Genomic DNA, 10,812 nt, shown 5'->3' on the forward strand with positions numbered 1-10,812 from the left:
GGCGTGGCGCGCGGCCTCGCCGCCGGTGAGATCGCGCAGCGTGGCCGCCAGCCGCGCATACACGCCGGTGAGCGCGCGGCGGTAGGGCTCGTCCTTGCGGTGCTCGCTGGTGTCGGGCGAGCGCGCGGCCAGCGCCTGCATCTCGACCGACACGTCCACCAGCGTGGCGGACAGCGAGAGCTCGCCGCCGAGGTAATGCACTTCGGTGAGGTAGTGGCGCAGTGCCAGCTCGGCCTGGCGGCGCAGCGCGTATTCGAGCGTTTCGGCCGTCACGTTGGGATTGCCGTCGCGGTCGCCGCCGATCCACTGGCCCATGCGGAGGAACGGCGCCACCGAAGGCAGCACGCCGCCCTGGCCCAGCGCCTTTTCGAGGTCGGCATAGACGCGCGGAATCTCGCGCAGGAAGGTGGCTTCGTAGTAGCTCAGCGCGTTCTCGATCTCGTCGGCCACGGTGAGCTTGGAAAAGCGCAGCAGCCGCGTCTGCCAGATCTGCGTGACGCGGATGCGCATCTGCGTTTCGTTCTCGGCAAACTCGAGCGGCGTAAGCGCGTCCTTGGCGCCCGCGTAGGCGCTCTGGCGCAGCTTGATCTCGTCGCGCGTGGTGAGCAGCTGCGCAATGGCGCGCTCGGCATCGAGGATGCTCTTGCGCTGCACTTCGGTCGGGTGTGCGGTGAGCACCGGCGACACGTAGCTGCGTGCCAGCGAAGCCACCACCTCGTCGGGCTTGACGCCGGCCTTGCGGATGCGCGCAAGGGCGGTCTGCAGGTCGCCGTCGGCGCTTTCGCCCGCGCGCTCGGCCTCGGTGCGGCGGCGGATCAGGTGCCGGTCTTCGGCCAGGTTGGCCAAGTGGCTGAAATAGGTGAAGGCGCGGATCACGCGCACCGTCTCGGCCGCGCTCAGGCCCTTGAGCAGGTTCTTGAGCGCGCGGTCGGCCGCCTGGTCGGCATCGCGGCGGAAAGCCACCGACAGCGTGCGGATCTTCTCGACCAGCGCATAACTTTCCTCGCCCTCCTGTTCGCGGATCACGTCGCCGAGGATGCGGCCCAGGAGCCGGATGTCGTCGATCAGCGGCTGGTCTTCGGCTTGCCGGCGCTTGGGCGGCGCAGGAGTCTTGCTGGCTTTCATTTCGATGTTTTTCCTGGTCTAGAAAGAATGCGCCGCCTGCGTTGTTGCGGCGCAACATGCTAGCATTCCAGAGGTCTTCAACATGTACTTTTTGGGAGCGGCCTTGAGCAATATCGTGATCGCCACGCGCGAAAGCCGGCTCGCCCTGTGGCAAGCCGAGCACGTGCAGGCGCTGCTGCAGGAACGGGGCCACGCGGTCAGCCTGCTGGGCATGACCACGCGCGGCGACCAGATCCTGGACAAGTCGCTCAGCAAGGTGGGCGGCAAGGGCCTCTTCGTGAAGGAACTCGAACTCGCGCTCGAGGAAGGCCGCGCCGACATCGCGGTGCATTCGCTGAAAGACGTGCCGATGGACCTGCCCGAGGGCTTCGTGCTGGCCTGCGTGCTGGAGCGCGAAGACCCGCGCGATGCGCTGGTGTCGCCGCGCCATGCCTCGCTCGACGAGCTGCCGCAGGGCGCCGTCGTCGGCACCTCCAGCCTGCGGCGCGTGGTGCTGCTGCGCGCCTTGCGGCCCGACCTGCGCATCGAGCCGCTGCGCGGCAACCTCGACACCCGCCTGCGCAAGCTCGACGAAGGCCACTACGACGCTATCGTGCTCGCGGCGGCCGGGCTCAAGCGGCTCGGGCTCGAGCATCGCATCCGGGCCGCCTTCGATCCCGACACCATGCTGCCGGCCGCGGGGCAGGGCGCACTCGGCATCGAGGTGCGGGCCGACCGCACGGACCTGATCGCGCTGCTGGCGACCTTGTCGCATTCGCGCGATTGGCTGGCCACCGCCGCCGAGCGCGCGGTGAGCCGGTCGATGGGCGGCAGCTGTTCCATGCCGCTGGCGGCCCATGCGCGCTGGCAGGCCGACGGTGCGCTGCGCGTCGATGCGGCCTGGGGCGACCCCGAAGGCAACGCTGCGCTGGTGCGGGTCCATGCGCAAGCGCCGGCCGCCGACTTCGCGCAGGCCGGCGCCCTCGGCGAGCGTGCCGCCGCGCTGCTGCGCGACGCCGGCGCGCACTGAAGATTCTTCAAAGAGCGATGGCTGCCAAGCCCGTCATCGTCACGCGGCCGGCGCGCGAGGCCGCGCAGTGGGCGGACGAATTCCGGGCCGCCGGGCTGGATGCCGAGGTGCTGCCGCTGATCGCCATCGAGCCCGCCATCGACGCGGAGCCGCTGCGCGCAGCGTGGAAGCGGCTTGCGGACTATGCGGCGCTGATGTTCGTGAGCGCCACGGCGGTCGAGCATTTCTTCCTGCATGCGGAAGAAGGGCAACGCGCAACCGGACCGCGCTTCTGGGCCACGGGACCGGGCACGGCGCGCGCGCTGTTGCGTGCCGGCGTGCCGCAAGACGCCATCGACGCACCGCCTCCCGACGCCGCCCGCTTCGACTCCGAGGCGCTGTGGGAGCGCGTGAAAGGGCAGGTCGGCCAGGGCGTGCGCGTGCTGATCGTGCGCGGCGGCGATGCGGCCGGCCAGCCGAGCGGACGCGACTGGCTCGCGCGCGAGATCGACGCCGCAAAGGGGTTGCGCGACACGGTGGTCGCCTACCGGCGCCTGCCGCCATCCTTCGACGACGCGGCGCGTGCGCTGGCACTCGACGGCGCCGCGGGGCGCGCGGTCTGGCTGTTCAGCAGCTCGGAGGCCATTGCCAACCTGTGCGATGCCATGCCGGGCACCGGCTGGCATGCGGCATGCGCGGTGGCGACCCATGCGCGCATCGGCGAAGCCGCGCGGGCCGCGGGATTCGGTGCGGTGCGCGTGTGCCCGCCGCTGCGGGAAGCCCTGGTCGCGTCGATAGAATCCTTCACATGAGTGCCGCGTCCCCGTCCGACGACTTCTCCCCCCCATCTGCCGCCGCGCCGGTGCCCGCCACGCTGGCGATGGCGCAGTCGCCCGAGTCGCAGGCGGCCGCCGCAACGATGCTCTCGCGCATCGGCTTTGGCCTGCTGGCCATCGTGGCATTGGCGGCCCTGGTGATGGCCGTCTCGCTGTGGCAGAAGGTCGGCGGCATGCAGGAGCAACTGGCGCGCCAGAGCGCCGATGCGCTGGCCCAATCGCTCGAGGCGCGCACGCTCGCCCGCCAGGCCATCGACACGGTGCGCGAGACCGCGGCGCGCGCTGCGCTCACCGAAACCCGCGTTGCCGAGGTCGCGCTGCAGCGCTCGCAGCTCGAAGAACTGATGCAGAGCCTCTCGCGCTCGCGCGACGAGAACCTGGTGGTCGACATCGAGTCGGCCGTGCGCCTGGCCTTGCAGCAGGCGCAGGTCACGGGCAGCGTCGAGCCCCTGCTCGCGGCCCTCAAGTCCGGCGACCTGCGCATCGCGCGCGCCGCGCAGCCCCGGCTCGCGCCGCTGCAGCGCGCCATGCAGCGCGACGCCGACCGGCTGCGCAGCAGCGCGAGCGCCGACAGCGGCGAGGCACTGCAAAAGCTTGACGAGCTGATGCGCAGCGTGGACGACCTGCCGCCGCTCAACGCCGTGGCCATGCGCGGCTCGGGGCTCAATGCCTGGCAGCCCGAACCCATTCCGGCCGATGCCGCCTGGTGGGAGAGGGTGCTGCTGACGATACGCGCCGAAGCGCGGTCGCTGGTGCGGGTCGGGCGCATCGAGCGCCCCGAGGCGGTGCTGCTGGCACCCGACCAGACCTATTTCCTGCGCGAGAACCTCAAGCTCAAGCTGCTCAATGCGCGGCTTTCGCTGCTGTCGCGGCAGGTCGATGCCGCGCGCAGCGAACTCGCCACGGTGGCCGCATCGCTGAACCGCTATTTCGATCCCGCATCGCGGCGCACGCAGGCCGCCGCCACGCAGCTGCAGCAACTGCAGGCGCTGATGAAAACCGCCGAACCCCCGCGCATCGACGACACGCTGTCGGCGCTGGCCACGGCCGCGGCGGGGCGCTGAGGTGAGAGCCGCCCTCTGGCTCCTCGCGCTGTTCGCCGTCGCGGCGGCGGTGGCGCTGTTCGCGGGCAACAACCAGGGCACGATCACCGTGTTCTGGCCGCCCTGGCGGGTCGACCTGTCGCTGAACCTGGTGCTGGTCATCCTGCTGGCCGCGTTCGTGCTGCTCCATCTTGCATTGCGCGGCCTGGCGGCATTGTTCTCGCTGCCGACCCAGGCGCGCCAATGGCGGCTGCAGCAAAAGGAACGCATGCTGCACTCGGCCCTGCTGGACGCCATGGTGCAGCTGCTGTCGGGCCGCTTCTCGCGCGCGCGCAAGGCCGCGCAGGCCGCGCTGGTGCAGGAGAAAACGCTGGCTGCGCTCGGCGCGAGCCTGCCGCAGTCCCAGCAGGTGCGCGTGCTGTCCCACCTGCTGGCTGCCGAGAGCGCGCAGGCCCTGCAGGACCGGCCCGCGCGCGACGCCCACCTGCAGCAGGCGCTCAACGAAAGCGTCGAGCGCAACGTGCTCGCCAGTCCCGAAACGCGCGAGGGCGTGCAGCTGCGCGCTGCGCGCTGGGCACTCGAAGACCACGATCCCGCGGGAGCCCTCGCCCGGCTCGAGGAGCTTCCCCAAGGCGTGCAGCGGCGCACGCTCGCGCTGCGCATCCGGCTGAAGGCGGYGCGCCAGGACGGGCGCACGCTCGAAGCGCTGGAAACGGCGCGCCTGCTCGCCAAGCACCGGGCATTTTCCGATGGCGCGGCGCAGAGCATCGTGCGCGGCCTCGCGACCGAGCTGCTGTCGGGCGCGCACGACCCGGCACAGCTGCTTCGCGCCTGGGCCGAGCTCGACGCGGCCGAGCGCGAAATGCCCGAGGTCGCGATTCACGCCGCCCAGCGCATGGTGGCGCTGCGCGGCGACCTGTCGCTGGCGCGCGGCTGGCTGCTGCCGGCCTGGGAGCGCATGGTGTCGCAGCCCCGGGGCCTGGGCGACACGCTGCGCGTCAAGATGGCGCGCGCCCTCGAGGCGGGGCTCGACTCGGTGGATGCCGATTGGCTGGCCCGCATCGAAACCGCGCAGCGCAACAACCCGCGCGACCCCAACCTGCAGTACCTCGCGGGCATGGCCTGCATGAAGCGCCAGCTCTGGGGCAAGGCCCAGCAGCTGCTGATGCAGGCCGGCCTGGGCCTGCAGGACACGGAGCTGTACCGGCGTGCCTGGCTGGCATTGGCCGAACTGGCCGAAACGCGCGGCGACGAAGAGCAGGCTGCAGCAGCCTGGAAGCGCGCAGCGCAGACCGAGAAGGCCTGACCGGCATCGGCAGCGCGCTGCGGCGCTTGCCGCTCTTGCGTTCCCCATAAAAAAACGGCGCCGATGTGGCGCCGTTCTTCATTGCCGCCGAGCCCTCGGGCCCGGGCTTCTTCTTCAGTTCACGCCTTGCGCATCGGAAGGCGCCTTTTCGAACGGCAGCGTCATCGCGCCGAGTTCGCGGCGGGTTTCAACCAGCACCAGCGGACCGTCGTCGAGCACGATCGCAGGCGGGCGCTCGCGCGGCACGTGCACCGGCTTCGGCTCGGCCGCGATTGCTGCGCGGGCCTGTGCAATGCGCTCGGCATCCGAATTCACCCATTGCAGGCCCGAGCTCTCGGCGATCTGCGCGAGTTCGGTCAGCGGCAGCTCGAAGGGTTGCACCTTCGGCAGTGCACGGCCGTTGGCTGCAGCCGCGGGCTTGCTGCTGCTGCTGCTGCTTTCGACGGCGACAGGCGCCGCCGCGACTGCAGCGACCGTGGCTGCGGGAGCCGCGGGAGCGGCAGGAGCTGCTGCGGCCGGGCGATCGAAGTAGCTCCGTGGTGCCGGTTCGCGTGCTTCTTCTTCGCGCACTGCGGCGCGTGCGGCTGTTGCCAGCGGCTGGGGCTGCTGGCGTGCCGGTGCTTCGCCGGCCTCGGCGTTGTCGGCCGATGCGCCGGCCACGCTGGCTTCGCTGTCGTCGCGCGGACCGCGCTCGCGGCGGTCGCGGCCGTAGCGGTCGCGCGAACGGCCGCGGCGCTCTTCGCCTTCGCGGCGCGGTGCCTGCTGCTCGCCGCTGCCGGCTTCGCCTTCATTGGCGGGTGCCATTTCGGCGGCCTCGGCGATGCGGATGTCGGCTTCGTCGAGATTGGCCGGTGCCGCTTCGCCGTTGGCGAAACGCGGCTGGCCTTCGCTGCGGCGCTCGCGGCGGCCGTCGTTGCGCTCGCCTCGCGGCGCGCGCTCTTCGCGGCCCCCGCGCGGGGTGCGTTCGGCCTGCGTGCCGTCCTGCGCGGCCACGTTGTCGCCGCCGGATGCGTCACGCGGAGCATCGGTGCCATTGCGCTCGCCGCGTTCGGTCCGTTCACCGCGTTCGCCACGGTCCCGGCGTTCGCCGCGGCCGCGGGGCGCGCGTTCTGCCGGCGCATTGCCTTCATCGCCGGCGGGTGCGCCCGATGCCAGCTGCTGGGCTTCGAGGTTGCCGTCGATCGGCTCGGCCGATGCCGGCCGTGCCTCGCGGCCTTCGCCTTCGCGGCGCTCGCCGCGGCCACCGCGGCGCTGTTCGCCGTCGCGCGGGCCGCGTGCTTCACGGGGCTCGCGAGGTTCGCGGAGCTCGCGCTGTTCACGGGGCTCGCGTTGTTCGCGCGGCTGGGCGGCGGCTTCGCTGCGGATCTCGCTGCCGCGTCCTTCACGGCGCTCGCCACCGCGGCCGCCGCGGCGTTCGCCGTCGCGGCCACCGGAGCGGCTGCCGTTTTCACCGCGGCCTTCGCCGCCGCGGCCACCGCGGCGCTGTTCGCCATCGCGGGTGCCGCGCGCTTCGCCGTCGCGGCCCGGACGGCCGCCGTCACGGCGCGTGGGTTTCGGCGGCTCGACCGGGATCACGGCCGGTGCGGGTGCCGGTGCCGGCGTGCCGCCGAACCAACTCTTGATGCGGGCGAAGAAGCCGGTCTCGGCCGGTGCCGGTGCGCTCGCGACGGGTGGCGCGACCGGTGCCGGGGCCACGGCGGCCGGCGCACGCACCGGTTCGGGCCGGGGCGGCACCACGGGCGCGGGCGCATCGGGCAGCACGCCCTTGATGACCGGCGTCTGCTTGTTGGTGGGCTCCTGCGAGCGGCGCGTGACCGAGGTCGGGTCCTCGATCTCGTCGGCCATCTTGTAGCTGGCTTCGATGTGGTCCAGGCGCGGATCGTCGTGCTTCAGGCGCTCGAGCTTGTAGTTCGGCGTTTCGAGCGTCTTGTTGGGCACCATCAGCACGGTGACGCGCTGCTTGAGCTCGATCTTGGCGATCTCGGGGCGCTTTTCGTTCAGCAGGAACGAGGCCACCTCGACCGGCACCTGCACGTGCACGGCGGCCGTGTTGTCCTTCAGGCACTCTTCCTGAATAATGCGCAGGATCTGCAGCGCGCTCGATTCGGTGTCGCGGATGTGGCCCGAGCCACCGCAGCGCGGGCAGGGGATCGACGAGCCTTCGCTGAGCGCCGGCTTCAGGCGCTGGCGGCTCATTTCCATCAGGCCGAACTTGCTGATCGAGCCGAACTGCACGCGGGCGCGGTCTTGCCTGAGCGCGTCGCGCAGGCGGCTTTCGACTTCGCGGCGGTTCTTCGACTCGTCCATGTCGATGAAGTCGATGACGATCAGGCCGCCCAGGTCGCGCAGGCGCATCTGGCGGGCCACTTCGTCGGCGGCTTCGAGGTTGGTGCGCGTGGCGGTTTCCTCGATGTCGCCGCCCTTGATGGCGCGGGCCGAGTTCACGTCGACCGAGACCAGCGCCTCGGTGTGGTCGATCACGATGGCGCCGCCCGAGGGCAGCTGCACGGTGCGCGCATAGGCCGATTCGATCTGGTGCTCGATCTGGAAGCGGCTGAACAGCGCCGCGTCGTCGCGGTAGCGCTTCACGCGGGCGGCATGCTCGGGCATGACGTGCGCCATGAACTGCTGCGCCTGCTCGTAGATGTCGTCGGTGTCGATCAGGATGTCGCCGATGTCGTGATTGAAGTAGTCACGGATCGCGCGGATGACGAGCGAGGATTCCTGGTAGATCAGGAAGGCGCCCTTGCCGCCCTTGGCCGCGCCGTCGATGGCGGTCCACAGCTTGAGCAGGTAGTTCAGGTCCCACTGGAGTTCGGGCGCCGAGCGGCCGATGCCGGCGGTGCGCGCGATGATGCTCATGCCCTTGGGGTACTCGAGCTGGTCCATCGCCTCCTTGAGTTCGGCGCGGTCGTCGCCCTCGATGCGCCGGCTCACGCCGCCGCCGCGCGGGTTGTTGGGCATCAGCACCACGTAGCGGCCGGCCAGCGAGATGAAGGTGGTGAGGGCCGCGCCCTTGTTGCCGCGTTCTTCCTTCTCGACCTGGACGACCAGTTCCTGGCCTTCCTTGATGACGTCCTGGATGCGCGCCTGGTTGGCGGAAACGCCTTCGGCGAAGTATTGCTTGGAGATTTCCTTGAACGGCAGGAAGCCGTGGCGGTCTTCGCCGTAGTCGACGAAACAGGCTTCGAGCGAAGGCTCGACGCGCGTCACGACGGCCTTGTAGATGTTGCCCTTGCGCTGTTCGCGCCCTTCGATCTCGATTTCGTAGTCGAGGAGCTTTTGCCCGTCGACGATGGCCAGGCGGCGTTCTTCGGCCTGCGTGGCATTGATCAGCATCCGCTTCATGATGCGTTGTCCTTATATGTATCGTTCTACAGGCCCATGACGGGCCAACGATGCACGGACGACGCCCGCGAAACGAGGGGAATTGCCGCTTGGCCCCGGATGTTGTCGCTGCCGCGCCGAGCGCGGACAGGCCTCTTGAGCGTCAGCTCAGGAAGACAGCCGGGGTGGGGGCGCGTGGATGGGCGCGAGCCAGGTTCGGTGTTGAGCAGCTATCTTATTGATAGCTGGTTGCGCAATGGTGGCGCGCGGTGCGGATGACTCAATGCCTGAGGCCGCTGGCAGAAGCCAGGTGGGCCAGCGCAGGCACATTTGAATCAGCAGCATCAACACAAGGGACTCGCTTCGATCCGCCGGCAGCTTGGAAGCTGCAGGCTGGGTATTCCGTATCGGTGTTTCGTGGGTGTCGGCTTGACTTGGGCGCCACGCCTGCCACTTTGCGCAATTGCGCGGGGTTTGCAGGCTCGGCGCCAAAGCGGCATCGACCTCGCAGCATGGTCCTGGGCGTTTGACTGCAGTGATCTAAACTTCTGTCTAATCAAGCACTTACACGACCGCGCTGGTGAAAAACATTATAGGTGCGAAGCAAGGCCCCGCGGCCGCTCCAAATCCCGCAGTTCCAGGCCCCGCAGTCCAAAAGGCTGCGGCGGAGGCCGGCGCGCCGCATGCGGCCATCAAGTTCATCACCGTCGATGCGGAATCCGCGGGCCAGCGGCTCGACAACTTCCTGTTTCGCCATCTGAAGGGCGTGCCCAAGACGCATGTCTACCGGATCATCCGCTCGGGCGAGGTGCGCATCAACAAGGGGCGGGCGCAGGCCGRGACCCGCATCGAGGCCGGCGACGTGCTGCGGCTGCCTCCCATCCGGATATCGCCGCGCGCCGAAGAGGGCGCCACGCCGCCCGCGCCGGCGCGGGAATTCCCGGTGCTGCTGGAGGACGACGCGGTGCTGGCCATCGACAAGCCCGCCGGCGTGGCCGTGCATGGCGGCAGCGGCGTGAGCTTTGGCGTGATCGAGCAGCTGCGAACGGCGCGCCCGGGCGCCAAGTTCCTGGAACTGGTGCACCGGCTCGACCGCGAGACCTCGGGCATTCTGCTGGTGGCCAAGAAGCGCAGCGCGCTGGTGGCGCTGCAGGACCAGTTCCGCGAACGCGAGACCGGCAAGACCTACCTTGCGCTGGTCGAGGGCGCCTGGCCCGCCAACAAGAAGGTGCTCGATGCGCCGCTCGCCAAGTACCTGCTGCCGGGCGACGGCGCGGGCGCCGGCGAGCGCCGCGTGCGGGTGGTCGCCAAGGACCATCCCGATGCCATGCGGGCCGTGACGCTGGTGCGCGTGCTGGCGCGGCTCACGCTGCCGGGTGACGCCGCGCCGCTGTCGCTGCTGGCGGTCACCATCAAGACCGGCCGCACCCACCAGATCCGCGTGCACCTTGCATCGGCCGGCCATGCGATTGCGGGCGACGACAAGTACGGCGACTTCGAGCGCCAGCGCGTGTTGCAAAAGCTCGGCCTCAAGCGCATGTTCCTGCATGCCTGGCGGCTGCAGTTCAACCACCCCGCCACCGGCGAGCGCGTGGCGCTGCAGGCCGGCCTGCCTCCTGAACTGCATGCGTTGATGCCGCCCCAGGCGATCGAAGCGCTCGCCCAACATCCCACTCCCACGGCCAATGACTGATTCCTCCAGACCCCTGCGCTTCGACCTGATCGCCTTCGATTGGGACGGCACGCTCTACGACTCCACGCGGCTCATCGTGCGCTGCATCCAGGCGGCCGTGATCGACGTCGGCGGCGCCAGGCCGAGCGAGAACGATGCCGCATGGGTGATCGGCCTGGGCCTGGCCGAGGCTCTTGCGCGCGCCGCGCCCGACGTGCCGAAGGAAAAATACGCCGAGCTCGGTGCCCGTTACCGCTACCACTATCTGCAGCACCAGGACGACCTCGTGCTGTTCGACGGCGTGCTGCAGATGATCGATGCGCTGCGCGCGCGCGGCCACAAGCTTGCGGTGGCCACGGGCAAGTCGCGCCGCGGCCTGAACGAGGCGCTGAAGTCGGTCGCGCTGCGCGACCGCTTCGACGCCTCGCGCACCGCCGACGAGACCTTCGGCAAGCCGCATCCGCGCATGCTGCTGGAACTCATGGAAGAACTCGAGGTGCCGCCCGAACGCACCC

At 70.2% G+C, this 10,812-nt stretch carries 8 protein-coding genes; 6 read left to right on the plus strand and 2 right to left on the minus strand.

Annotation, left to right across the window (positions count from 1 at the left end):
• On the minus strand, positions 1 to 1,125 hold a 1,125-nt coding region (locus AC1DOC_RS05920; protein WP_478129529.1), incomplete at its 3' end, for a phosphoenolpyruvate carboxylase.
• An 82-nt stretch (positions 1,126 to 1,207) separates the two neighbouring features.
• On the opposite strand from AC1DOC_RS05920, the gene hemC reads away from it, so the two are divergent.
• The 4 genes from hemC to AC1DOC_RS05940 are packed head-to-tail and all read left to right on the plus strand — an operon-like array spanning position 1,208 to position 5,298.
• A complete protein-coding gene (gene hemC, locus AC1DOC_RS05925) occupies positions 1,208 to 2,134 on the plus strand; it encodes a hydroxymethylbilane synthase (protein ID WP_478079644.1) in 927 nt (308 codons plus the stop codon).
• Positions 2,135 to 2,151: 17 nt separating this feature from the next.
• The gene (locus tag AC1DOC_RS05930) at positions 2,152 to 2,925 is read left to right on the plus strand and encodes a uroporphyrinogen-III synthase (protein ID WP_012746522.1); all 774 of its coding nucleotides are present in this window, start codon (positions 2,152 to 2,154) and stop codon (positions 2,923 to 2,925) included.
• A complete protein-coding gene (locus tag AC1DOC_RS05935; RefSeq protein WP_418146869.1) occupies positions 2,922 to 4,013 on the plus strand; it encodes a uroporphyrinogen-III C-methyltransferase in 1,092 nt (363 codons plus the stop codon). Before AC1DOC_RS05930 ends, AC1DOC_RS05935 begins: the two co-directional genes overlap by 4 nt.
• 1 nt (position 4,014) lies before the next feature.
• The gene (locus AC1DOC_RS05940) at positions 4,015 to 5,298 is read left to right on the plus strand and encodes a heme biosynthesis HemY N-terminal domain-containing protein (protein ID WP_478129530.1); all 1,284 of its coding nucleotides are present in this window, start codon (positions 4,015 to 4,017) and stop codon (positions 5,296 to 5,298) included.
• 114 nt (positions 5,299 to 5,412) lie between these two features.
• Here the strand turns inward: AC1DOC_RS05940 and AC1DOC_RS05945 are convergent, their stop codons facing one another.
• Complete coding sequence (locus AC1DOC_RS05945) at positions 5,413 to 8,646, minus strand: Rne/Rng family ribonuclease (protein ID WP_478083171.1); 3,234 nt, start codon at positions 8,644 to 8,646, stop codon at positions 5,413 to 5,415.
• Between the two features lie 559 nt (positions 8,647 to 9,205).
• On the opposite strand from AC1DOC_RS05945, the gene AC1DOC_RS05950 reads away from it, so the two are divergent.
• Together AC1DOC_RS05950 and AC1DOC_RS05955 are read left to right on the plus strand one after the other, a co-directional pair.
• The gene (locus AC1DOC_RS05950) at positions 9,206 to 10,318 is read left to right on the plus strand and encodes an RluA family pseudouridine synthase (protein ID WP_478129531.1); all 1,113 of its coding nucleotides are present in this window, start codon (positions 9,206 to 9,208) and stop codon (positions 10,316 to 10,318) included.
• A partial coding sequence (locus AC1DOC_RS05955; protein WP_478129532.1) for an HAD hydrolase-like protein occupies positions 10,311 to 10,812 on the plus strand: 502 nt, incomplete at its 3' end. The genes AC1DOC_RS05950 and AC1DOC_RS05955, both read left to right, overlap by 8 nt.

Source organism: Variovorax sp. 01T439_2, from assembly GCF_056398445.1.